The sequence below is a fragment of the Pseudomonas rhizophila genome (assembly GCF_003033885.1).
Taxonomy (GTDB): domain Bacteria; phylum Pseudomonadota; class Gammaproteobacteria; order Pseudomonadales; family Pseudomonadaceae; genus Aquipseudomonas; species Aquipseudomonas rhizophila.
On record NZ_CP024081.1, the window covers coordinates 2406465 to 2428362 of the forward strand.

Genomic DNA, 21898 nt, shown 5'->3' on the forward strand with positions numbered 1-21898 from the left:
AATGCTTAAATGTGACCGGTCGGTTCAAGCCGCCATCCAACTGTCAGTTTCCTAGCGCCCCCTGGGGCGTCAATTTTTGACGACAAGATCATTAGGGGCTTTGTTTTCATGTCTGCTTCTCTCGCATTCGTCTTTCCTGGGCAGGGTTCGCAGTCCCTCGGCATGCTTTCCGAGCTGGGCGCGCAATACCCGTTGATCCTCGAAACATTCAAAGAAGCTTCCGATGCTCTGGGCTATGACCTGTGGGCACTGACCCAGCAAGGGCCGGAAGAGCAACTCAATCAAACCGACAAAACCCAGCCGGCCATCCTGACCGCCTCGATCGCACTCTGGCGCCTCTGGCTGGCCGAGGGCGGTGCGCGTCCGGCGTTCGTTGCCGGACACAGCCTGGGCGAATACAGCGCTCTGGTGGCTGCTGGCAGTCTGAGCCTGGGTGACGCGGTGAAGCTCGTGGAGCGTCGTGGCCAGTTGATGCAGGAGGCCGTTCCGGCCGGGCAGGGCGGCATGGCTGCGATTCTCGGCCTGGAAGATGCCGATGTGCTGGCAGCCTGCGCCGAAGCCGCGCAAGGCGAAGTGGTCAGCGCTGTGAACTTCAATTCACCTGGCCAGGTGGTGATTGCCGGTGCCAAGGCTGCTGTAGAACGCGCCATTGAAGGGTGCAAGAGCCGTGGTGCCAAGCGTGCCATGCCGTTGCCCGTCAGCGTGCCGTCGCACTGCGAACTGATGCGTCCGGCCGCTGAGCGTTTTGCCGAGTCTATCGCTGCCATTGACTGGCAGGCGCCACAGATTCCAGTGGTACAGAACGTCAGTGCCGATGTGGCTGCGGATCTTGAGACCCTCAAGCGTGATCTGCTGGAGCAACTCTACAAACCGGTTCGCTGGGTCGAATCGGTGCAGACCCTGGCGGCCAAGGGCGCGACCGAACTGGTCGAGTGCGGTCCTGGTAAAGTGCTGGCCGGTCTGAACAAACGCTGCGCCGAAGGCGTATCGACTTCCAATCTCAATACCCCAGATGCTTTCGCTGCCGCCCGTGCAGCGCAGGCCTGAACAGGAGAAGCTTGCATGAGTCTGCAAGGTAAAGTTGCACTGGTGACCGGTGCAAGCCGTGGCATCGGCCAGGCCATTGCCCTGGAACTGGGTCGTCAAGGCGCCATCGTTGTTGGTACCGCGACTTCCGCTTCGGGCGCCGAGCGCATCGCCGCTACCCTGAAGGAAAACGACATCCAAGGCACCGGTCTTGAACTGAACGTCACCAGCGATGAATCCGTTGCGGCGGTGCTGGCAAACATTCAGGAACAGTTCGGTGCGCCGGCAATCCTGGTCAATAATGCCGGCATCACCCGCGATAACCTGATGATGCGCATGAAAGATGACGAATGGTTCGACGTGATCGATACCAACCTGAACAGCCTGTACCGGCTGTCCAAGGGCGTTCTGCGTGGCATGACCAAGGCTCGCTGGGGTCGAATTATCAGTATCGGTTCGGTTGTGGGTGCCATGGGCAACGCAGGCCAAGTAAACTATGCTGCGGCCAAAGCCGGTCTGGAAGGTTTCAGTCGTGCGCTGGCGCGTGAAGTGGGTTCGCGCTCGATTACGGTAAACTCGGTAGCCCCGGGTTTCATCGATACCGACATGACCCGTGAACTGCCGCAAGCGCAACGTGAAGCCTTGTTGACACAAATTCCGCTGGGTCGTCTGGGGCAAGCTCAAGAAATCGCGTCCGTGGTCGCTTTTCTTGCGTCGGATGGTGCGGCATACGTGACTGGGGCTACAATCCCGGTAAACGGCGGGATGTACATGAGTTAAATGTGACGGATTGCTTCAAAAAAATGTCATACGAGCTGTCTAAAATCCGTTATAAAGCTGCAATCTATTTATAGGCGGCGGGCTGCTGGGTTTGAGGAGTGAAGCTTTCGGTTGAAAAACCGAAAAGTCTTTCTATACACTTACCCACCGGCCAGCTGCCTGAATTTGTCCATTAGGAGTGAAAACAAGGTATGAGCACCATCGAAGAGCGCGTCAAGAAAATCGTTGCCGAGCAACTGGGCGTCAAAGAAGAAGAAGTGAAGAACGAAGCTGCCTTCGTTGAAGACCTGGGTGCCGACTCCCTTGACACCGTTGAGCTGGTGATGGCTCTGGAAGAGGAATTCGAGACCGAAATCCCTGACGAAGAAGCTGAAAAAATCACTACTGTTCAGCTGGCTATCGACTACATCAATAAGCATCAGGCTTAATTATTTTTAGTCGTCGCTAGCTGTCATGGAAAAACCGCACTGCCATCATGGCGTGCGGTTTTTTCTTTAGGCCTGATGCAAAGTCGTCATTAGAATAAAGGAGAGTGCTGTGTCGCGTAGACGCGTCGTAGTCACCGGTATGGGTATGTTGTCGCCACTGGGCACGGATGTGCCGAGCAGTTGGCAGGGCATTCTGGCTGGCCGTAGTGGCATTGGTCTGATCGAACACACCGACCTTTCTGCCTATTCCACCCGTTTTGGCGGCTCGGTAAAGGGTTTCAATGTCGAGGAGTACCTGTCGGTCAAAGAGGCCCGCAAGCTCGACCTGTTCATTCAATACGGCCTGGCAGCCGGATTCCAGGCCGTACGTAATGCCGGTCTTGAAGTCACCGATGCCAACCGTGAACGTATCGGCGTGGCCATGGGGTCGGGTATTGGCGGCTTGACCAATATCGAAGAAACCAGCCGTACGCTGCACGAGTCGGGGCCGCGACGGATTTCTCCGTTCTTTGTGCCGGGCTCGATCATCAATATGATTTCCGGTTTCCTGTCCATCCACCTGGGTGTGCAGGGGCCTAACTACGCTATTGCTACGGCGTGTACCACGGGCACCCACTGCATTGGCATGGCCGCGCGCAACATCATGTACGACGAGGCCGACGTGATGATTGCCGGCGGCGCCGAGATGGCGGCCTGCGGGCTGGGCATGGGTGGCTTCGGCGCATCCCGTGCGCTGTCGACCCGCAACGACGAACCGAGCCGCGCCAGTCGGCCGTGGGACAAGGGCCGAGACGGCTTCGTATTGTCCGACGGTTCCGGTGCGCTGGTACTCGAAGAGCTGGAGCATGCCAAGGCGCGCGGCGCGACCATTTATGCCGAGCTGATTGGCTTTGGCACCAGTGGCGATGCCTACCACATGACCTCGCCACCCGCCGACGGTGCCGGTGCTGCCCGCTGCATCACCAACGCACTGCGTGACGCGAAGGTCAACGCCGAGCAGGTGCAGTACATCAATGCCCATGGCACTTCGACCCCGGCGGGCGATCTTGCCGAGGCCCAGGCCATCAAGACCGTGTTCGGTGAGCACGCCTACAAACTGGCGGTCAGCTCGACCAAGTCCATGACCGGCCACCTGCTGGGTGCCGCGGGCGCGGTGGAAGCGATCTTCAGCGTACTGGCGATCAACAGCCAGGTCGCGCCACCGACCATCAACCTTGACGAGCCGGACGAAGGCTGCGATCTGGACTTCGTGCCACACACGGCGCGTGGCATGGACATCGATGTAGTGCTGTCCAACTCCTTCGGCTTTGGCGGTACCAACGGCTCGCTGGTGTTCCGCCGGTTCGCTGGTTGATGGAAAGCTGGGTCGACGGTCAGCCTGCCGACGTTCTGTCGCTCAAGGACCGCGGCCTGGCTTACGGCGATGGGTTGTTTGAAACCATCGCTGTGCGCAATGGCAAACCGGTGTTGCCTGAGCGTCACCTGCAGCGTCTGGCGCTAGGTTGTCAGCGGTTGACGCTCCAGGTTGACATGGGGGCGTTGGAGGCTGAGTTGCGCGCCTACGCGCAATGCCTGGGTGACGGCGTACTTAAGTTGATCGTGACCCGCGGTGATGGTCTTCGCGGTTATGGCGCTGATCCCTCGGCGCCGTCCCGGCGCATCCTGCAGGGCAGTCCGCCGGCCGCCTATCCTCCAGTGCATGCCGAGCAGGGCGTTCGCCTGTTTCCCTGTGCCACCCGTCTGTCCGAGCAACCCTTGCTGGCCGGTCTCAAGCACCTCAATCGTCTTGAACAAGTGATGGCCCGCGCCGAATGGCGCGATGCCGAGCACGCCGAAGGCTTGATGCTGGACACGTCCGGGCGAGTGATCGAAGGCGTCTTCAGTAACCTCTTTCTGGTGCGCGATGGTGAATTGGTCACGGCGGACCTGAGCCGTTGTGGCGTGGCTGGCGTGATGCGGGCCGAATTATTGTATCAAGCCGAGTCTCAAGGCATCGCCACGCACATCACCGACATCCGCCTCGAACAGCTGCACCAGGCCGACGAAGTCTTCGTCTGCAATAGCGTTTATGGCGTATGGCCGGTACGTGCATGCGGTTCGGCGCGCTGGTCGACCGGGCCGCTCACCCGTAAACTGCAGACCCTTGCCCGCACGCTATTGGATGTTTGATTCGTGAGACGTAAATTCTTGCTTCTGCTGGAAACCGGACTGGTTCTGGCGGTGCTGCTGTTGGGCACTTGCGCCTGGAAAATTCATTCGGCGTTGCAACAACCGCTGAACATCACCCAGGAAGAACTGCTGGACGTCCCCAACGGGACCACCCCCACCGGAACCCTCAAGCGCCTCGAAGCGGACGGCCTGATCAAGGACGCTTTCTGGTTGCGCGTCTATTGGCGCTTCAATCTGGCCGGTCAACCGTTGCATTCCGGTGAGTACCGGATGGTGCCGGGAATGACAATGGAAAGCCTGATCGAGGTCTGGAAGCGCGGGGAAGTGGTGCAGTACAGCGTCACCCTGGTGGAGGGGTGGAATTTTCGCCAGGTTCGTGCGGCGCTGGCCAAGGATGAAAAACTCCAGCAGACCCTGGCCGGTCTGAGTGACAGCGAAGTGATGGACCGCCTGGGTCATTCCGGGATATTCCCCGAGGGACGGTTCTTCCCGGACACCTATCGTTTCGTGCGTGGCACATCGGACGCTGACCTGCTGAAAATTGCCTACGACCGGCTCGAAGACGTGCTTGCCAAAGAGTGGGCGCAACGCGCCGCCGATTTACCTTACTCCCAGCCCTATCAGGCGCTGATCATGGCATCCCTGGTGGAAAAGGAAACCGGCGTGCCTGAGGAGCGTGGGCAGATCGCCGGTGTGTTCGTGCGCCGTATGCGCCTGGGCATGCTGTTGCAAACCGACCCTACCGTGATCTACGGGCTGGGCGAGCGCTACAACGGCAAACTCACCCGTGCTCACTTGCGGGAAGAAAACCCCTACAACACCTATCTGATTCCTGGCCTGCCGCCGACACCGATTGCGATGGTGGGGCGCGAGGCGATTCACGCCGCGTTGAACCCAGTTGCCGGCAACAGCCTTTACTTCGTCGCCCGTGGTGATGGTAGCCACGTGTTCTCCGATGACCTGGATGCGCACAATAACGCCGTGCGCGAATATCAGCTCAAGCGCCGAGCCGATTATCGCTCCAGTCCGGCCCCGACTGTGCCGGATGAGGAGCCTATCGACGAACCGAATGCCAGCGAGCCGCCGCGCTCGCAATGACTTTGTTTAAGGATCGCCCGTGACTGGCTTGTTTATAACGCTGGAAGGCCCTGAAGGCGCCGGCAAGAGCACCAACCGCGAATACCTGGCCGAACGCCTGCGAGCCGCCGGCATTGAGGTGGTGTTGACCCGCGAGCCCGGAGGTACACCGCTGGCCGAGCGGATTCGCGAGGTGCTGCTGGCGCCGATCGAAGAAGTCATGAACCCTGACACCGAGCTGTTGCTGGTGTTCGCCGCCCGGGCACAACACTTGGCCGAAGTGATTCGCCCGGCGCTGGCCCGTGGCGCGGTGGTGCTCTGCGATCGTTTTACCGATTCGACCTATGCCTATCAGGGCGGTGGAAGGGGCTTGTCCCTGGAGCGCATCGCCGCGCTGGAAACCTTCGTCCAGGGTGACCTGCGGCCGGACCTGACCCTGGTGTTCGATCTACCGGTGGAAATCGGCCTGGCCCGCGCCAGCGCCCGGGGCCGGCTGGATCGTTTCGAATTGGAAGGCCAGGCGTTCTTCAACGCGGTGCGCAATGCCTTTTTGAGTCGGGCCAAGGCCGATCCGGCGCGTTATCTGTTGATTGATGCCGCTCAGCCGTTGGCGCAAGTCCAGCAGGCGCTGGACGGTTTGTTGCCGTGTTTGTTGGAGCGTGCCCGTGGCTGAAGCCTATCCCTGGCAGGACGGACTCTGGCAGCAACTGGCCGGAAGGGCACAGCATGCCCATGCCTATCTGCTGCACGGCCCGGTCGGTATCGGTAAGCGGGCGTTGGCCGAGCGTCTGATGGCTAGCCTGCTTTGCCAGCGCCCGGGTATCTCGAACGCGTGCGGTGAGTGCAAGTCCTGCCTGTTGCTCAAGGCCGGCAGTCATCCTGACAATTACGTGTTGGAACCGGAGGAGGCGGACAAGGCGATCAAGGTCGACCAGGTCCGGGATCTGGTCAGCTTCGTGGTCCAGACCTCGCAGATGGGCGGGCGCAAGGTGGTGCTGATCGAGCCGGTGGAATCGATGAACATCAATGCCGCCAACGCCTTGCTCAAGAGCCTTGAAGAGCCTTCCGGCGATACCGTGCTATTGCTGGTCAGTCACCAGCCGAGCCGCTTGCTGGCAACCATCAAAAGCCGTTGCGTACAGCAGGCCTGTCCGTTGCCCAGTGAGGCGATGAGCTTGAAGTGGTTGGCCGAGGCCTTGCCTGACAGCAGCGACGAAGAACGCGTCGAGTTGCTGACCCTTGCCGCCGGCTCGCCGTTGGCGGCCGTCAGCCTTCAGGCCCAGGGTGTGCGTGAACAACGGGCGCTGGTGGTGGATGGGGTGAAGAAGCTGCTCAAACAGCAACAGTCTCCCACGCAACTGGCTGAAGGCTGGAACTCCATCCCGCTGCTTCTGCTGTTCGACTGGTTCTGTGACTGGTCGAGTCTGATCCTGCGCTACCAGCTCACCGAGGACGAAACCGGGCTGGGACTGGCGGACATGCGCAAGGTGATTCAGTACCTGGCGCAAAAAAGCAGCCAGGATAAAATCTTGAACATTCAGGACTGGATTCTTGCCCAACGTCAGAAGGTGCTGAGCAAGGCGAACCTCAATCGGGTGCTGTTGCTCGAGGCGCTGTTGGTGCAATGGGCGAGTTTGCCTGGCCGAAACTGACAGACACTGCCTAAACTCAGCTCAATCGCAGCGGAGATCAGCATGAACGAACCTGTCAGTCCCGGGCCACGCAACGGCATCCTGTCCCTGACCATCAAGGACAAGTCGGTGCTCTACGCCGCCTACATGCCCTTCATCAAGAACGGCGGCCTGTTCATCCCCACCAACAAGAATTATCGCTTGGGCGATGAGGTGTTCATGCTCTTGAGCCTGATGGACGAAGCGGAGAAGATTCCGGTTGCCGGCAAGGTGATCTGGATGACGCCCAAAGGCGCCCAGGGTAACCGGGCTGCCGGTGTCGGTGTGCAGTTCAACGACGGCGACCACTCAGCCCGTAATCAGATCGAAACACACCTGGCCGGAACCCTGAAATCCGACCGTCCCACCCATACGATGTAGCCCGGCCCTTTATGCTTGTAGATTCCCATTGTCACCTTGATCGTCTCGACCTCGCCGCCCACGACGGCTCCCTGGATGCTGCACTGGATGCCGCCCGCCAGCGTGGTGTGGGTCACTTCCTGTGCATCGGCGTCAGCGCCGACAATGCCGCCGACGTCAAAGCCCTGGCCGAACGCTATGCAGATGTCGATTGTTCAGTCGGCATCCATCCTCTGGACGTCCAGCCCGACGCTACGCCTGCCCTGGATTGGCTGTTGCGCGAGCTCGACCATCCACGGGTGGTCGCCATTGGCGAAACCGGCCTGGACTATCACTACGAACCACAAGCCGCCGAGGTCCAGCAGGCTTCGTTCCGGCTGCATCTGGAGGCTGCGCAACAGACTGGCAAACCGGTGATCATCCACACCCGCGGCGCCCGGGCCGATACCCTGGCCTTGTTGCGTGACGCCGCGTTGCCCCAGGCGGGGGTGCTGCATTGTTTCACCGAAGACTGGGACATGGCCAAGACCGCGCTGGACATGGGCTATTACATTTCCTTGTCCGGCATTGTCACGTTTCGCAATGCCGACGCGCTGCGGGATGTGGCCAGCAAAGTGCCGGCAGATCGCCTGTTGGTGGAAACCGACTCACCGTACCTTGCGCCGATTCCGTATCGTGGCAAGCCGAACCTTCCGCAATACGTGCGGGAAGTGGCGGAGTTCCTGGCGATGTTGCGGGGCGAGTCCTACGAGCGATTTGCCGAGCAGACTACGGAGAACTTCAAGCGGCTGTTTCCGCTGGCCCATGTCCGCGCGGTGTCTGCCTGAGTTTCAGGCAAAAAAAACCCGGGTTCTGGGGGGTGAATCCGGGTTAAGACCATTAGGAGTAAAACAAAGGCACGCGGTCCGTTGGTACCTTTACCGGCGCGTCACTTGGGGGAGATGTCGCGCCGACAGTTCAAGTATTGATCAGTATGCTGACGCGTCCAGTTTAGCCGGGCTGGTTTTTAAACAAATTTGGAATACGCTCGCTTCGGATAAGTTCTCACTGCCGTCAAAGCCAGTCGTTACGGTGCGGCGAAGCGAATGACAGGAAGCTGGAGCTGCACGGTTTTGTGAAGAACTGTGGTTGGGAACGGATGATCCGTGCATTTTTGCGTAAGTTAGGCATAATACTCGGCTTCGAATTTTGACCCTTCAGACCTTTTTCTTATGCACAAAGAACCCCGTAAGGTCCGTGAGTTTCGTCGCCGCGAGCAGGAAATTCTCGACACCGCGCTCAAGTTGTTCCTCGACCAGGGTGAAGACAGCGTCACCGTCGAGATGATTGCGGATGCCGTGGGTATCGGCAAAGGCACGATTTATAAACATTTCAAATCCAAGGCGGAGATCTACCTGCGCCTGATGCTTGATTACGAGCGCGATTTGAATGAGCTGCTGCATTCGGCCGATGTGGACAAGGACAAGGAGGCCCTGTCCCGGGCCTACTTCGAATTCCGCATGCGCGATCCGCAGCGTTATCGCTTGTTCGACCGCCTGGAAGAGAAGGTGGTCAAGGGTAACCAAGTGCCGGAGATGGTCGAGGAACTGCACAAGATCCGCGCCTCGAACTTCGAGCGCCTGACCCTGCTGATCAAAGGCCGGATCAGTGAAGGTAAGCTCGAAGACGTGCCGCCCTATTTCCACTACTGCGCCGCCTGGGCGTTGGTGCACGGTGCGGTGGCGCTGTATCACTCGCCGTTCTGGAGCAACGTGCTGGAAGACCAGGAAGGCTTCTTCCAGTTCCTGATGGACATAGGCGTTCGCATGGGCAACAAGCGCAAGCGTGACACCGACGTTCCGAGCAGCTAAGTCATTCAGCTGCCTGATTGCGCCATGTCCGCTTACATGGCGCAGTGTCCCAGGAATATACTCAGGCTTGGGCCTTGCGAAAACTTGAGTTCTGGGTCAAGTTTCGTAAGTCCGATTCTTCTTTCGCCGGAGTGATCCATGATCGTTGACCGTCAAGGCAGGCGTTTCCGCAATTTGCGAATCAGCCTGACTTCAGCCTGCAATTACGCCTGTACCTACTGCGTGCCCAACGGCAAGCGGCTGGTGGCTGCGCAGGATGAACTGTCGGCCGAGGCCATGGCGCGCGGTGTGGCCTACCTGATCGAAGCTGCCGGTATCGAGCGGCTGCGCATCACCGGCGGCGAGCCGCTGGTCAGCCCCAAGCTTGAAAGCTTCATGATGGCGGTGGGGCAGATGGGCCTGGAGGACATCAGCCTGACCACCAATGGTCAGTTACTGGCCAAAAAGCTGCCTTTGCTGGTAGATGCCGGCATTCGCCGCATCAACGTTTCCCTCGATACCCTGGACCCAGGGGCGTTTCGCAGTATCGCCCGCGGTGGCGATCTGGCAACCGTGCTCGACGGGATGGATCAGGCCCGTGCTGCGGGAATGAAGATCAAGGTCAACATGGTGCCGTTGCGCGGGCAGAACCTGGATCAGGTGATGCCACTGCTCGAGTACTGCCTGGAGCGCGGCTATGAGCTGCGCTTCATCGAGCTGATGCGCATGGGGCACCTGGCCAGCGACTCCAATGCGTTCCTGCAGCAATTCGTCAGCCTTCAGCAGTTGCTGAGCCTGATCGGCGACCAGTACGAGTACCTGCAAGCCGACGCTCCAGTGGATGCCACCGCAGTGCGCTATGAAATTCCGGGCCTAGGGCATTTTGGCGTGATCGCTAACGAAAGCGTGCCGTTCTGTCGTACCTGCTCACGGTTGCGGCTGTCCTCCACGGGTTGGCTGCATGGCTGCCTGTCGTCGAGTAACCGACACTTTGTCGGCGATCTGCTGGACAAACCCCGTCATCAGGCCTTGCCGGCTCTGCAGCGCTTGCTGGTCAAGGCGTTGGGGGATAAGCAGGAAGTGGCGTTCTCTGGCGGCGCAACCATCATGAAAATCATCGGCGGTTGACGAATGCTATCGCGGGCAAGCTTTGCTCCCAGGTGAACACCGTACCTGTGGGAGCAAGGCTTGCCCGCGATAGCAATTTCCCCTTCACTTGGATGTGTCTGACACCCCCATTTCGATGAGCTGGCGCAAAAGCTGCATCCAATGGCCATTCGCCGGTTTTCCGTCACCGGTTTTTGGAGGGTAGGATGCGTAGCCTGGTTTTGCTGCTGGCCGTTTTGGCGCTCGGTGGCTGCATGAATGTCAGCGACATGGGGGAGGGCGTTCGCTACCACATGAGCGACGCCGGTTTGCTGGACCACAGCGACAGCCGGCGTGTGAATAACCTGCGCATCCAGCCGGATTCGTTCATCTACATTGCTCAGGGTGCCTTCGCGCCTCCCGGCAGTGCCTACCCGCGGCCCAATGTCGTCGCCGAAGAGGCCTTCAACGGTTTCATCGAGTATTTCCCCATGGTGCGTCGTGCCCGGGTTCCCGAGGGCCTGGACCAAGCCATGGGCGAAGCCCGAGCCGCCGGTGCTCACTACTTGCTGTATACGCGGTTCGCCAAGGCCGACAACCGTATCGGCAACACCGACGAATGGCTGGATGAAGAGGCCGTGGACCGTTTGGGTGTCGACACCAGCGTCATTCAAATCATGTTGATCGAGACCAGTACCCAGTATTTGATTGATACTGCACGCATCAAGAGTCGTGGCGGTTTACTGACGTTGCACGACAAACAGCCAGAAGACCTGATCGCTCCCCCTTTGCGCGAGTATGCCCGCAGCCTGTTGGGAGTGAGCGACCAGTAACATTCAAGGAGTCACCATGAGCGGACCGCAAAAAGCCAATGACCTGCTGGGGCAGATCCCCAAGACCAAAGGTTTGCCGCCAGTCCACTTGTGGAATCCTGACTTCTGCGGCGATATCGACATGCGCATCGCCCGTGATGGCACCTGGTATTACCTGGGTACGCCAATCGGGCGCAAGCCGATGGTCAAGCTGTTCTCCACTATCATCCGCCGCGACGGCGATGATTACTTCCTGATCACTCCTGTGGAAAAAGTTGGCATCAAGGTCGACGATGCACCGTTTGTGGCGGTGACCCTGGAGGTTGAAGGGCAGGGTGAGCAGCAGCGACTGCGCTTCACCACCAACGTCGAGGAAACCACTGAGGCCGGCGGCGAACATCCGATGCGGGTGGTGATCGATCCGCAAACCCAGGAACCCGCGCCCTACGTGCACGTACGCAGCAACCTCGAAGCGCTGATCCATCGCAATGTGTTCTACCAGTTGGTGGAGCTGGCGGTCAGTCGCGAGATCGACGGGCAGAGGTGGTTGGGGGTATGGAGTGGTGGGGTATTTTTCCCGATAGGCCTGGAACCCTGATCCCTGTGGGAGCGAGCCTGCTCGCAGTATGGCCAACCTTGTCTTAACTGATCCACCGCTATCGCGAGCAGGCTCGCTCCCACCCGGGTGAAGCCGTAAAATTCAAATTGACACCCAATCATATGATGATTAGTTTGGGCCTCTATAGAAAGTGGCCCCGGGGTGTTCATGTCCAGCAGTTTTCACGCATCGACCGTCGATTGGCTGGGGGGCTGGATAGCCGCCGGTCAGGTCAAGCCTGGGCAGACCATCAAGGTTGAGGCCGACCTCGGCCAGCAATTGGGCGTCAGCCGCACGGTGATCCGCGAAGCGATCAAGACCCTGGTGGCCAAAGGCATGCTGGAAGTCGGCCCGAAAGTCGGGACACGGGTGCTGCCGGTGCGTCGCTGGAATCTGTTCGACCCGCAGGTGGTCGGTTGGCTGTCGCGCAGTGGGCTGCCGGAAAATTTCGTCGATGACCTGCTGGACCTGCGGCGTACCATCGAACCGATGGCGGTGCGCTGGGCGTGTGAGCGCGCGACGGCCGATCAGGTGCAGGCGATCCGCCTGGCCTACCATGCCCTGGAGCGGGCGGTGGACAGCGGGGCCGATTACAACCGTGCCGACCAGTTCTTCCATGAGTGCATCCTCGCTGCCAGCCACAATCAATTTATTGAGCAAATGGTCCCGGCCCTGGGCGCGCTGCTGGCGGTGTCGTTCGAGGTGTCCGCCGCCGACCCGGATGAGCTGCGCCGCACGTTGCCGATCCACAAGGATATTGCCGAAGCCATCGCTGCCCGTGACGCGGCGCGGGGCGTCTGGGCCTGCATGACCTTGATCGATAACGCTGACCTGGCGATCAAGCGTTTTTACCCTAACGTCATGGCCGGGCGGACAGAGATCGCCGGGCAAGCGGGAAACAGGAGTGTTCAATGATGTGGGCGGCTGTGACGGAACACCGGGCGATATTGGGAGAGGGCCCCTTCTGGGACGAGCCGACCCAAGCACTGTATTGGGTCGACATTGCTGGTAAACAGGCGCTGCGGCTGATCGGCGCGAATGTGCAAATCTGGCAGATGCCCGAGCATGTGTCCGCTTTCATTCCGACACAAAGCGGCGACGCCTTGGTGACCCTGAGCAGCGGTGTCTATCGACTCGATCTGGATTCGCCGGGACTGGAACCGAACCTGAAATTGCTGTGCATGGCCGATCCCCGGCCAGGGAATCGCGCCAACGAGGCCCGTTGCGATGCCCTGGGCCAGCTCTGGCTCGGCACCATGCAGAACAACATCGGCGAAAACGCAGAAGACCTGCCCATTGAAGGACGATTCGGGGGCCTGTTTCGCATTGGCGCCGATGGCCGGGTCATGCCGCTGCTGCGTGATCGGGGCATTCCCAACACTCTGTTATGGAGTCCTGACGGCACTACGGTGTATTTCGGCGAAAGTCTCGACGGCACGCTTTACCGACATTTCATTTATCCCGACGGCAGCCTGGCCCCCGCCGAGGTCTGGTTTGGCCCTCACCCGCGTGGCGGCCCCGACGGCTCGGCAATGGATGCCAGGGGCTATGTCTGGAATGCTCGCTGGGACGGTAGCTGCCTGCTGCGACTGAACCCGCAAGGTCAGGTTGATCGGGTGATCGAGCTGCCCGTCAGTCGTCCCACCAGCTGTGTGTTTGGTGGTGAGGACCTCAAGACACTGTACATCACCAGTGCGGCGAGCCCACTTAACCATCCACTCGACGGCGCGGTGTTGTCGATGCGAGTCGATGTACCCGGTGTGGCTTGTACGCGGTTTGCGGGCTGAATCCCAAAATATGGGATGTAAATATATATATTGAGATTATTTGGCGAGCGGGTTTATAGTCGGTCCCATCAGCGACACGCACTCACACTAAAAAAACAAGACAGGTGAAGTGATGCAACGATCTTCCTCCGTACCGCCCGACGGCGTACGCGATTCCAAAAGCCTTTCGACCGGTCATCTCTGGATGTCCGGTTTTTGTCGTGCTTGCGGACAGGAGTCTTGAGTCATGGCCCACACCCTGTCCTTGTTACCGATGCCCGAACCCCCGAAAGGCGAACGCCTGAAAAACAAAGTTGTGCTGCTGACCGGGGCTGCCCAAGGCATTGGCGAGGCGATCGTCGCCGCGTTCGCCTCGCAGCAGGCACGCTTGGTCATCAGTGATATCCAGGCCGAGAAGGTTGAGACAGTCGCAGCCCTCTGGCGTGAACGCGGGGCGGATGTGCAGGCACTCAAAGCCGATGTATCCAACCAGCAGGACCTGCATGCCATGGCCCGTCGTGCCGTCGAGCTGCACGGTCGCATCGACGTTCTGGTGAACTGCGCGGGCGTGAACGTATTTCGTGACCCGCTGGAAATGACCGAGCAAGATTGGCGGCGTTGTTTCGCCATCGACCTGGATGGCGCCTGGTACGGTTGCAAGGCTGTGTTGCCGCAGATGCTTGAGCAGGGCGGGGGCAGCATCATCAATATCGCCTCGACTCATTCATCCCACATCATTCCCGGCTGTTTCCCTTACCCGGTGGCCAAGCACGGACTGCTCGGCCTGACCCGCGCATTGGGTATCGAATACGCGCCCAAAGGTGTGCGGGTGAATGCCATTGCGCCGGGTTACATCGAAACCCAATTGAATATCGACTACTGGAACGGCTTCGCCGATCCACATGCCGAACGCCAGCGTGCGCTGGATCTGCACCCGCCACGCCGAATCGGCCAGCCGATCGAAGTGGCAATGACGGCGGTGTTCCTGGCCAGCGATGAAGCACCTTTCATCAACGCCTCGTGCATCACCATCGATGGCGGACGTTCGGTCATGTACCACGACTGAATATTTCGGGATTTCAGTCGGAAACTTCGCCTGTAATCCAATCATCATACGATATGACTATTTGGACCTATGCTGTACAGCAACATGTTTGACCGCCCAGCCTGCGCATTTCCACTGATGTTGGAGCAGGGCCCTGGACGTTTTGGCTTTCAATAAAAAAAACAAGGAGACAGCTATGAATCATCGTCGTGGGATCCGTTCCCTGTGCCGTGCCGCCCTGGCGGTTACTGCCGTCAGCCTCAGCAGCACCTTGCTGGCGGCCGAAGAAGTGAAGATCGGTTTTCTGGTCAAGCAGGCCGAAGAACCCTGGTTCCAGACCGAATGGGCGTTCGCCGAAAAGGCTGGTAAGGACCGGGGCTTCACGGTGATCAAGATCGCCGTGCCCGACGGCGAGAAGACCCTCTCGGCCATCGACAGCCTCGCCGCTAATGGCGCCAAGGGCTTCGTGATCTGCCCACCGGACGTGGCTCTCGGCCCGGCCATCGTGGCCAAGGCCAAACTCAATGACATGAAAGTGATTGCTGTGGATGACCGTTTCGTCGGCTCCGATGGCAAGTTCATGGAAGACGTGCCGTACCTGGGCATGGCCGCGTTCGAAGTGGGCCAGAAGCAAGGCGACGCGATGGCCGCTGAGGCGAAAAAGCGCGGTTGGGACTGGAAAGACACCTATGCCGTGATCAACACCTACAACGAGCTGGATACGGGCAAGAAACGTACCGACGGTTCGGTCGACGCCCTGAAGAAGGCCGGCTTTCCAGACGATCACATCCTTTATACCGCGCTGAAAACCCTCGACGTGCCGGGCAGCATGGACGCCACCAACTCGGCCCTGGTGAAACTGCCCAGCGGGGCGAAAAACCTGATCATCGGCGGCATGAACGACAACACAGTGCTGGGCGGCGTGCGCGCCACCGAAAGCGCCGGGTTCAACGCGGCCAATGTGATCGGGATCGGCATCAACGGCACCGACGCCATCGGCGAACTGAAAAAACCCAACAGCGGTTTCTTCGGTTCGATGCTGCCAAGCCCGCACATCGAAGGCTACAAGACCGCCGAAATGATGTACGAGTGGATCACCACCGGCAAAGAGCCACCMAAGTACACCGCCATGGACGAGGTGACGCTGATCACTCGGGAGAACTTCAAGCAAGAACTGGAGAAGATCGGCCTGTGGAACTGATGGTCGGTTGATTCAAAAGCGGCCCTGGCCTGACGAGTGCCGGGGTCGCTTGATCTCTGTGAGTTCGAGGTGGTTATGCAAGCGCAAACAGCGACACAGCAACACAACATGGGCGGCAGCTTGCGGTTCAACGGGATTGGTAAATCCTTTCCCGGCGTGCAGGCGCTGGCCAATATCAGTTTCGTTGCTCATCCGGGACAGGTCCATGCTTTGATGGGCGAGAACGGCGCGGGCAAGTCCACGTTGCTGAAGATCCTCGGCGGTGCCTACATCCCCAGCAGCGGCGACCTGCAGATCGGCGAGCAGACGATGGCTTTCAAAGGTACCGCCGACAGCATTGCCAGCGGCGTGGCGGTGATCCACCAGGAGCTGCACCTGGTGCCGGAAATGACCGTTGCCGAAAATCTGTTCCTGGGGCATTTGCCGGCCCGTTTCGGCCTGGTCAATCGTGGGCAATTGCGCCAGCAGGCGTTGGCGTTGCTCAAAGGCCTGGCCGACGAAATCGACCCCCAGGAAAAAGTCGGTCGCCTGTCCCTCGGCCAGCGCCAACTGGTGGAAATCGCCAAGGCCTTGTCCCGTGGCGCCCATGTCATTGCCTTCGATGAACCCACCAGCAGCCTCTCGGCGCGGGAAATCGACCGCCTGATGGCGATCATCACCCGCCTGCGGGACGAGGGCAAAGTGGTGCTGTATGTCAGCCACCGCATGGAAGAGGTGTTCCGCATCTGTAACGCGGTCACGGTGTTCAAGGACGGCCGTTATGTGCATACCTTCGAGAACATGAGCGAGCTGACCCACGATCAGTTGGTCACCTGCATGGTCGGTCGCGACATCCAGGACATCTACGATTACCGTCCCCGCGAGCGCGGCGATGTGGCGTTGCAGGTCGAGGGGCTGCTCGGCCCGGGCCTGCGTGAGCCGGTGAGTTTCCAGGTGCATAAAGGTGAAATCCTCGGCTTGTTTGGGCTGGTGGGTGCCGGCCGTACCGAGTTGCTGCGGTTGCTCAGTGGGCTGGAACGCCAAACTGACGGGCGCCTGGTTCTGCATGACCAGCAGTTGAAACTGCGTTCACCCCGGGATGCCATTGCCGCGGGCGTGTTGCTCTGCCCGGAGGATCGCAAGAAGGAAGGCATCATCCCGTTGGGCAGCGTCGGCGAGAACATCAACATCAGCGCTCGCGGCGCCCATTCCACCCTGGGGTGCCTGTTGCGGGGCGACTGGGAACGGGGTAACGCCGACAAGCAGATCAAGGCGCTGAAAGTGAAGACGCCATCGGCGGGTCAGAAAATCATGTACCTGTCTGGCGGAAATCAGCAGAAAGCGATTCTCGGTCGCTGGCTGTCGATGCCGATGAAAGTCCTGTTGCTGGACGAGCCCACGCGCGGTATCGACATCGGCGCCAAGGCCGAGATTTATCAGATCATCCACAACCTGGCGGCCGATGGCATTGCGGTGATTGTGGTGTCCAGCGATCTGATGGAAGTGATGGGCATATCCGACCGAATCCTGGTGCTCTGCGAAGGGGTTATGCGCGGCGAGCTGCCGCGTGACCAGGCCAACGAATCCAACCTGCTGCAACTGGCGCTGCCACGCCAGCGCGTTGCCGACGCGGCGAACTGAGAGGTAAACATGACCATTCAAAACAATGCACTGCCAACGGCACGCAAACCCCTGGATCTGCGGCGCTTCCTGGACGACTGGGTCATGCTGCTGGCGGCTGTCGCAATCTTTGTGCTCTGCACCCTGATGATCGACAACTTCCTGTCCCCCCTGAACATGCGAGGCCTGGGCCTGGCGATTTCCACCACGGGCATCGCGGCCTGCACCATGTTGTATTGCCTGGCTTCCGGGCACTTCGACTTGTCGGTGGGCTCGGTGATTGCCTGTGCCGGTGTGGTCGCGGCGGTGGTGATGCGTGACACCAACAGCGTGTTCCTCGGCGTCAGTGCGGCGCTGGTGATGGGGCTGATCGTCGGGCTGATCAATGGCATCGTCATTGCCAAGCTACGGGTCAATGCGTTGATCACGACGCTGGCGACCATGCAGATCGTCCGGGGCCTGGCCTACATCTTTGCCAATGGCAAGGCGGTGGGCGTGTCCCAGGAATCGTTCTTCGTGTTCGGTAACGGCCAGATGTTCGGCGTGCCGGTGCCGATCCTGATCACCATTGTCTGCTTTCTGTTTTTCGGCTGGTTGTTGAACTACACCACCTACGGGCGCAACACCATGGCCATTGGTGGCAACCAGGAGGCGGCGTTGTTGGCAGGGGTGAACGTTGATCGGACCAAGATCATCATCTTCGCCGTGCATGGTGTGATCGGTGCCTTGGCGGGTGTGATCCTGGCCTCACGCATGACCTCGGGCCAACCGATGATCGGCCAGGGCTTTGAACTGACCGTGATCTCGGCTTGCGTGTTGGGCGGGGTGTCGTTGAGCGGCGGTATCGGCATGATTCGCCATGTCATCGCCGGGGTGCTGATTCTGGCGATTATTGAAAACGCGATGAACCTGAAGAACATCGACACCTTCTACCAGTACGTCATCCGTGGCTCGATCCTGTTGCTGGCGGTGGTGATCGACCGAATGAAACAACGCTGAAACCTGCCCCGACCGGGCTGGACCCAATCGCGAGCAGGCTCGCTCCCACAGGATTTGTGCCGGATTCCGAACCCGAGCACGGCGCAGATCCCCCTGTGGGAGGTTCCGAACTCCGGCACAGCGCAGAACCCTGTGGGAGCGAGCCCGCTCGCGATGGCGTCATTCCTGACGCCCGCGATCAACCGACCTTGCGCAGCGCTTCAACCAATTCCTGCTTACGCATCTTCGAACGTCCGGGAATGTTCTTCGCCCGGGCCTCTTTCATCAGGTTATCCACAGTCTGGGTCGCGCGGGAGGCCTTGCTGGTGCGCGGCTGACCTTCGCGGGTCTTGGCTGCGCGACGGGCCGATTCCTTGCGGTCGGTTTTCTTTTCTGCTGCCGGTTTTGTCTTCCCCGACCCACCGGAGCGTTCGCCACCGCCAGACTGCTTGTTGACCGTCGCCCAAGCACGAGCCTCGGCCTTGTCCTCGGACAAACCCTTTTTCTCGTAACTTGCTTCAATGTGTTCGGCTTTGCGCTTTTGCTCGGCTGTGTATTTGTCTTTGCTTCCACGAGGCATGGGAATCTCTCCTCAAGTGTGTGAGCAGAGCCACCCGCCAGGAGCGCGTCGCTCGCTCCCTGGGGGGTTACTGGCTGGCGCCGCCCTCGGAACCCGACCCGCCGGTGGTGGTTTTCGAGCCCGTGCCGGTTTCGGCGTTATCGGGGGTATTGGAGTCCGGCGTATTCATGCCGCCCTGACGACCCGCATCATTGCCCTGCACCCGCGGATCGGTGCCGTTGGCGGGAGGCTGACCATTGTTCAGGCCGCCACCGGTGCCATCGGTGTTCAGCTTGGGCATGCCTTCGGTTGCGGGGGAATTGGGCGCCTGTACCGGATCGGTCGGACCGGTGCCGTCGGTGGTGGCTGCGAAAGCCGCCGAAGACAGCAGCGTGGCGAATGTGAATGCAGTCAGCCTTGATGAGATCATGGTGTCGCCTCCATTTTTTAGAATGCTTGCCTGATTTTGGGCTGTCCTGAATCCGGGTTTGTGCCTGACAGGCGACGAATGGTGCCGTAGGGACCGTCACTCAAAATTTGTCTTCGAGGTGTGACGAGCGCAGCGTGGCGGCTTAGTATGGCGCTTTCAATTGGCTACAAGGCCCGTTCATGTCGATCCAGATTCGTCCTGCGCAACCCAGCGATGCGCCTCAAATCCTTGCCTTCATCACTGAACTTGCCGATTACGAAAAGGCCCGCCACGAAGTCATCGCCAGCGTGACGGACATTCAGCGCAGCCTGTTCAGCGAGGGCTCCACTGCCCATGGACTGATCTGTCTGCGTGATGGCGTGCCCATCGGTTATGCGGTGTTTTTCTTCAGTTATTCCACGTGGCTGGGCAGCAACTGCCTGTACCTCGAAGACCTGTACATCACGCCTGACCAGCGCGGCGGCGGGGCAGGGAAGACGCTGCTGCGTCACCTGGCGAAAATTGCCTGCGACAACGACTGCGGCCGCTTCGAGTGGAGCGTGCTGGACTGGAACACGCCGGCGATCGAGTTCTACAAGTCCCTCGGCGCGCAACCCCAGGAAGAGTGGGTGCGCTACCGGATGGACGGCAAGGTGCTACGGGATTTCGCTAACGGCAATTGAGCACTTCATGAGTGGGCGTCGGATGCCCACTCGGCAAACCCCGGTCGTGGTTCGAGTCGTTTGCAATATGCGGCCACGGCCGGGTAGTCCGGGCGTTCCATGGGCGTCTGGCGCCAGCGATGCACCGACAGACCGATGAGCACATCCGCGAGGGAAAAATCCGCACCGGCCACGTAGGCGCCAGTGCGGCTCAACTGATCCTCCAGCAACCCCATCTTTTCGTTCCAGCCTTTGACCCCGGCGGCGATGCGTTGTGGGTCCTGAAACTCCGGGTTCTTGCGCACCAATGCATGAAACGCATAGCCCCATGACGGGTTGAGTTCGGTCGCTTGCCAGTCCATCCACTGTTCGATTCGGGCGCGCGCGGCCGGTTCGACGGGCAGTAGATCGTTGCCTCCATGCTTGCCCACAAGGTAGCGACAAATGGTGTTGGACTCCCACAGCACACCGTTTTCATCAATGATCACCGGCACTTGGGCGTTGGGGTTGAGCGCCAGAAACTCGGGGTCATGGGTCGAGGCAAAGCCGATGCCCCAGTCTTCGCGCTCGTAGGCGATCTCCAGCTCCTGACAGGTCCACAACACTTTTCTGACGTTGATCGAAGAAGTGCGGCCGAGGATTTTCAACTGTTGTCCCATCCCTTTTTCCCTGAGTTGTTTGGCGTCCGATCAGAAACGTAGCAGGGTCTTGGGCGAATGGCGATTGGCTTTGTCGTCGATGTATTTAATCCCAATATATGGGAGTGATATTTATATATTGAGATTTTGTTGCGCCCAGGTTTATAGTCCGTGCACTCACTGCCAAAAAACAAAACAGGTGAAACGGATGCAGGCGCAATTGATTGCGCTCGATTGGGGGACCACCTCATTACGGGCTTACAAACTCGCCGCCGGGGGCGAGGTGCTCGAACAGCGTTCGCTGTCGTCGGGGATCATGCAGTTGCCCTCCGGGCCGCGAACGGTGGCCGGTCAGGTGTGCATCGACGGTTTTGAACTGGCCTTCGACGAGGCGTGCGGCGATTGGCTCGACGCCCAGCCAGGCCTGCCCGTGATCGCCTGCGGCATGGTCGGCAGCGCCCAGGGCTGGCGCGAAGCGCCTTACTGCGACACACCCGCCAACGTCGCCAATCTCGGACATTCCCTACAAATCATTCGTAGTCTTCGCGGTGTCGATGTGCACATCGTGCCGGGGGTGATCCAGCGTTCGCGGTTACCCAATGTCATGCGCGGCGAAGAAACCCAAGTGCTTGGCGCCTTGCACAGCCTGCCGGATGAAGCGGTACTGATCGGCTTGCCCGGCAGCCATTCGAAATGGGTGGAAGTGGCCAACGGTTGCATCGTGCATTTCGATACGTTCATGACCGGCGAGATCTTCGCCGTGCTCAGTGACCACAGCATTCTGGGCCGCACCCAGCAACGTGGCACGGCGTTCGATAGCCTGGCTTTTGATCGCGGCGTGCAGGTGGCGTTGTCGGTGGACGGCCAGATCGGCCCGTTGTCCACCGTGTTCAGTGCCCGCAGTCTGGGCTTGACTGGCGAACTCAGTGGCAGCGCCCAGGCGGATTACCTTTCCGGCCTCCTGATCGGTCATGAGCTGACGGCCCTGGCTACCGTGCAACGCCGACGGCGCGACACCATTCATCTGCCGACGGTGGTGTTGATCGGCAATTCTCAACTCTGCGTCCGTTATCAACGGGCCCTCGATGCCTGCGGTTTTGCCCGGGTGTCCCTGGCCGAACAGGCCACCGAACGTGGTTTGTGGCAACTGGCCGTGGCGGCCGGGCTGCTCGATTCCACCGCATCGCGTTAAACGACTGGAGGTCT

General features: G+C 59.8%; 25 protein-coding genes. 22 read left to right on the plus strand and 3 right to left on the minus strand.

From position 1 onward, the window contains the following. Positions 1 to 108: 108 nt before the first annotated feature. From fabD to araH, 20 genes are all read left to right on the plus strand, one after another. Positions 109 to 1047 carry an ACP S-malonyltransferase gene (gene fabD / locus CRX69_RS11235; RefSeq protein WP_107322018.1) on the plus strand — a complete coding sequence of 313 codons (939 nt, stop codon included), beginning with the start codon at positions 109 to 111 and terminating at the stop codon, positions 1045 to 1047. A gap of 15 nt (positions 1048 to 1062) precedes the next feature. Further along, the gene (gene fabG / locus CRX69_RS11240) at positions 1063 to 1806 is read left to right on the plus strand and encodes a 3-oxoacyl-ACP reductase FabG (protein ID WP_107322019.1); all 744 of its coding nucleotides are present in this window, start codon (positions 1063 to 1065) and stop codon (positions 1804 to 1806) included. 191 nt (positions 1807 to 1997) lie between these two features. After that, positions 1998 to 2234: an acyl carrier protein gene (gene acpP, locus CRX69_RS11245; protein WP_047228199.1), complete on the plus strand. Its 237-nt coding sequence runs from the start codon at positions 1998 to 2000 to the stop codon at positions 2232 to 2234. A gap of 109 nt (positions 2235 to 2343) precedes the next feature. Further along, the gene (gene fabF / locus CRX69_RS11250) at positions 2344 to 3588 is read left to right on the plus strand and encodes a beta-ketoacyl-ACP synthase II (RefSeq protein WP_047228200.1); all 1245 of its coding nucleotides are present in this window, start codon (positions 2344 to 2346) and stop codon (positions 3586 to 3588) included. Then, a complete protein-coding gene (gene pabC, locus CRX69_RS11255; protein WP_047228201.1) occupies positions 3588 to 4403 on the plus strand; it encodes an aminodeoxychorismate lyase in 816 nt (271 codons plus the stop codon). Before fabF ends, pabC begins: the two co-directional genes overlap by 1 nt. A 3-nt stretch (positions 4404 to 4406) precedes the next feature. Further along, on the plus strand, positions 4407 to 5501 hold the full coding sequence (mltG, locus tag CRX69_RS11260) for an endolytic transglycosylase MltG (RefSeq protein WP_076383833.1): 1095 nt from the start codon (positions 4407 to 4409) through the stop codon (positions 5499 to 5501). Between the two features lie 19 nt (positions 5502 to 5520). After that, positions 5521 to 6153, plus strand: a complete 633-nt coding sequence (tmk, locus tag CRX69_RS11265; RefSeq protein ID WP_107322020.1) for a dTMP kinase — start codon at positions 5521 to 5523, stop codon at positions 6151 to 6153. Next, positions 6146 to 7132, plus strand: a complete 987-nt coding sequence (locus CRX69_RS11270; protein WP_107322021.1) for a DNA polymerase III subunit delta' — start codon at positions 6146 to 6148, stop codon at positions 7130 to 7132. Before tmk ends, CRX69_RS11270 begins: the two co-directional genes overlap by 8 nt. A 42-nt stretch (positions 7133 to 7174) precedes the next feature. Next, a complete protein-coding gene (locus CRX69_RS11275) occupies positions 7175 to 7531 on the plus strand; it encodes a PilZ domain-containing protein (protein WP_047228204.1) in 357 nt (118 codons plus the stop codon). Between the two features lie 11 nt (positions 7532 to 7542). Further along, positions 7543 to 8337, plus strand: a complete 795-nt coding sequence (locus CRX69_RS11280) for a TatD family hydrolase (RefSeq protein ID WP_047228205.1) — start codon at positions 7543 to 7545, stop codon at positions 8335 to 8337. 384 nt (positions 8338 to 8721) lie between these two features. After that, positions 8722 to 9360, plus strand: a complete 639-nt coding sequence (locus CRX69_RS11285; protein ID WP_003204240.1) for a TetR/AcrR family transcriptional regulator — start codon at positions 8722 to 8724, stop codon at positions 9358 to 9360. Between the two features lie 138 nt (positions 9361 to 9498). Beyond that, the gene (locus CRX69_RS11290; protein ID WP_107322022.1) at positions 9499 to 10467 is read left to right on the plus strand and encodes a GTP 3',8-cyclase MoaA; all 969 of its coding nucleotides are present in this window, start codon (positions 9499 to 9501) and stop codon (positions 10465 to 10467) included. A 185-nt stretch (positions 10468 to 10652) separates the two neighbouring features. Continuing rightward, positions 10653 to 11258: a DUF4823 domain-containing protein gene (locus tag CRX69_RS11295; protein WP_047228207.1), complete on the plus strand. Its 606-nt coding sequence runs from the start codon at positions 10653 to 10655 to the stop codon at positions 11256 to 11258. Between the two features lie 16 nt (positions 11259 to 11274). Then, the gene (locus CRX69_RS11300; protein WP_047228208.1) at positions 11275 to 11835 is read left to right on the plus strand and encodes a DUF1285 domain-containing protein; all 561 of its coding nucleotides are present in this window, start codon (positions 11275 to 11277) and stop codon (positions 11833 to 11835) included. A 168-nt stretch (positions 11836 to 12003) separates the two neighbouring features. Then, positions 12004 to 12750: a FadR/GntR family transcriptional regulator gene (locus tag CRX69_RS11305; RefSeq protein WP_047228209.1), complete on the plus strand. Its 747-nt coding sequence runs from the start codon at positions 12004 to 12006 to the stop codon at positions 12748 to 12750. After that, positions 12747 to 13622 carry an SMP-30/gluconolactonase/LRE family protein gene (locus CRX69_RS11310; protein ID WP_107322023.1) on the plus strand — a complete coding sequence of 292 codons (876 nt, stop codon included), beginning with the start codon at positions 12747 to 12749 and terminating at the stop codon, positions 13620 to 13622. The genes CRX69_RS11305 and CRX69_RS11310 overlap by 4 nt, the downstream gene beginning before the upstream one ends. A gap of 226 nt (positions 13623 to 13848) precedes the next feature. After that, positions 13849 to 14667 carry an SDR family oxidoreductase gene (locus tag CRX69_RS11315; protein ID WP_047228211.1) on the plus strand — a complete coding sequence of 273 codons (819 nt, stop codon included), beginning with the start codon at positions 13849 to 13851 and terminating at the stop codon, positions 14665 to 14667. 175 nt (positions 14668 to 14842) lie between these two features. Then, a complete protein-coding gene (locus CRX69_RS11320) occupies positions 14843 to 15847 on the plus strand; it encodes a substrate-binding domain-containing protein (RefSeq protein ID WP_047228212.1) in 1005 nt (334 codons plus the stop codon). A 75-nt stretch (positions 15848 to 15922) separates the two neighbouring features. Continuing rightward, a complete protein-coding gene (gene araG / locus CRX69_RS11325; protein ID WP_047228213.1) occupies positions 15923 to 17467 on the plus strand; it encodes an L-arabinose ABC transporter ATP-binding protein AraG in 1545 nt (514 codons plus the stop codon). A gap of 9 nt (positions 17468 to 17476) precedes the next feature. Next, the gene (araH, locus tag CRX69_RS11330; protein ID WP_076383836.1) at positions 17477 to 18445 is read left to right on the plus strand and encodes an L-arabinose ABC transporter permease AraH; all 969 of its coding nucleotides are present in this window, start codon (positions 17477 to 17479) and stop codon (positions 18443 to 18445) included. A 178-nt stretch (positions 18446 to 18623) separates the two neighbouring features. On the opposite strand, the gene CRX69_RS11335 is transcribed toward araH, so the two are convergent. Together CRX69_RS11335 and CRX69_RS11340 are read right to left on the minus strand one after the other, a co-directional pair. Beyond that, on the minus strand, positions 18624 to 19004 hold the full coding sequence (locus CRX69_RS11335; protein ID WP_107322024.1) for a Rho termination factor N-terminal domain-containing protein: 381 nt from the start codon (positions 19002 to 19004) through the stop codon (positions 18624 to 18626). Positions 19005 to 19071: 67 nt separating this feature from the next. After that, on the minus strand, positions 19072 to 19413 hold the full coding sequence (locus CRX69_RS11340; RefSeq protein WP_047228216.1) for a hypothetical protein: 342 nt from the start codon (positions 19411 to 19413) through the stop codon (positions 19072 to 19074). A 179-nt stretch (positions 19414 to 19592) separates the two neighbouring features. Between CRX69_RS11340 and CRX69_RS11345 the strand changes: the two genes are divergently transcribed. Continuing rightward, positions 19593 to 20075 carry a GNAT family N-acetyltransferase gene (locus CRX69_RS11345; RefSeq protein ID WP_047228217.1) on the plus strand — a complete coding sequence of 161 codons (483 nt, stop codon included), beginning with the start codon at positions 19593 to 19595 and terminating at the stop codon, positions 20073 to 20075. A 5-nt stretch (positions 20076 to 20080) separates the two neighbouring features. Here CRX69_RS11345 and CRX69_RS11350 read toward each other — a convergent pair whose 3' ends face one another. Continuing rightward, the gene (locus CRX69_RS11350) at positions 20081 to 20713 is read right to left on the minus strand and encodes a glutathione S-transferase family protein (RefSeq protein ID WP_076383838.1); all 633 of its coding nucleotides are present in this window, start codon (positions 20711 to 20713) and stop codon (positions 20081 to 20083) included. A 187-nt stretch (positions 20714 to 20900) separates the two neighbouring features. Here CRX69_RS11350 and CRX69_RS11355 point away from each other — a divergent pair, with 187 nt between their 5' ends. After that, positions 20901 to 21884, plus strand: coding sequence for a 2-dehydro-3-deoxygalactonokinase (locus tag CRX69_RS11355; protein WP_076383839.1), 984 nt, complete (start codon positions 20901 to 20903; stop codon positions 21882 to 21884). Positions 21885 to 21898 lie beyond the last annotated feature (14 nt).

Excerpts from the sequence above, each read along its gene's own strand:
- fabD (WP_107322018.1), top strand. The coding sequence starts at position 109 with ATGTCTGCTTCTCTCGCATTCGTCTTTCCTGGGCAGGGTTCGCAGTCC.
- fabG (WP_107322019.1), top strand. The coding sequence starts at position 1,063 with ATGAGTCTGCAAGGTAAAGTTGCACTGGTGACCGGTGCAAGCCGTGGC.
- acpP (WP_047228199.1), top strand. The coding sequence starts at position 1,998 with ATGAGCACCATCGAAGAGCGCGTCAAGAAAATCGTTGCCGAGCAACTG.
- pabC (WP_047228201.1), top strand. The coding sequence starts at position 3,588 with ATGGAAAGCTGGGTCGACGGTCAGCCTGCCGACGTTCTGTCGCTCAAG.
- CRX69_RS11275 (WP_047228204.1), top strand. The coding sequence starts at position 7,175 with ATGAACGAACCTGTCAGTCCCGGGCCACGCAACGGCATCCTGTCCCTG.
- CRX69_RS11280 (WP_047228205.1), top strand. The coding sequence starts at position 7,543 with ATGCTTGTAGATTCCCATTGTCACCTTGATCGTCTCGACCTCGCCGCC.
- CRX69_RS11285 (WP_003204240.1), top strand. The coding sequence starts at position 8,722 with ATGCACAAAGAACCCCGTAAGGTCCGTGAGTTTCGTCGCCGCGAGCAG.
- CRX69_RS11290 (WP_107322022.1), top strand. The coding sequence starts at position 9,499 with ATGATCGTTGACCGTCAAGGCAGGCGTTTCCGCAATTTGCGAATCAGC.
- CRX69_RS11295 (WP_047228207.1), top strand. The coding sequence starts at position 10,653 with ATGCGTAGCCTGGTTTTGCTGCTGGCCGTTTTGGCGCTCGGTGGCTGC.
- CRX69_RS11300 (WP_047228208.1), top strand. The coding sequence starts at position 11,275 with ATGAGCGGACCGCAAAAAGCCAATGACCTGCTGGGGCAGATCCCCAAG.
- CRX69_RS11305 (WP_047228209.1), top strand. The coding sequence starts at position 12,004 with ATGTCCAGCAGTTTTCACGCATCGACCGTCGATTGGCTGGGGGGCTGG.
- CRX69_RS11310 (WP_107322023.1), top strand. The coding sequence starts at position 12,747 with ATGATGTGGGCGGCTGTGACGGAACACCGGGCGATATTGGGAGAGGGC.
- CRX69_RS11315 (WP_047228211.1), top strand. The coding sequence starts at position 13,849 with ATGGCCCACACCCTGTCCTTGTTACCGATGCCCGAACCCCCGAAAGGC.
- araG (WP_047228213.1), top strand. The coding sequence starts at position 15,923 with ATGCAAGCGCAAACAGCGACACAGCAACACAACATGGGCGGCAGCTTG.
- araH (WP_076383836.1), top strand. The coding sequence starts at position 17,477 with ATGACCATTCAAAACAATGCACTGCCAACGGCACGCAAACCCCTGGAT.
- CRX69_RS11335 (WP_107322024.1), bottom strand. The coding sequence starts at position 19,004 with ATGCCTCGTGGAAGCAAAGACAAATACACAGCCGAGCAAAAGCGCAAA.
- CRX69_RS11340 (WP_047228216.1), bottom strand. The coding sequence starts at position 19,413 with ATGATCTCATCAAGGCTGACTGCATTCACATTCGCCACGCTGCTGTCT.
- CRX69_RS11345 (WP_047228217.1), top strand. The coding sequence starts at position 19,593 with ATGTCGATCCAGATTCGTCCTGCGCAACCCAGCGATGCGCCTCAAATC.
- CRX69_RS11350 (WP_076383838.1), bottom strand. The coding sequence starts at position 20,713 with ATGGGACAACAGTTGAAAATCCTCGGCCGCACTTCTTCGATCAACGTC.
- CRX69_RS11355 (WP_076383839.1), top strand. The coding sequence starts at position 20,901 with ATGCAGGCGCAATTGATTGCGCTCGATTGGGGGACCACCTCATTACGG.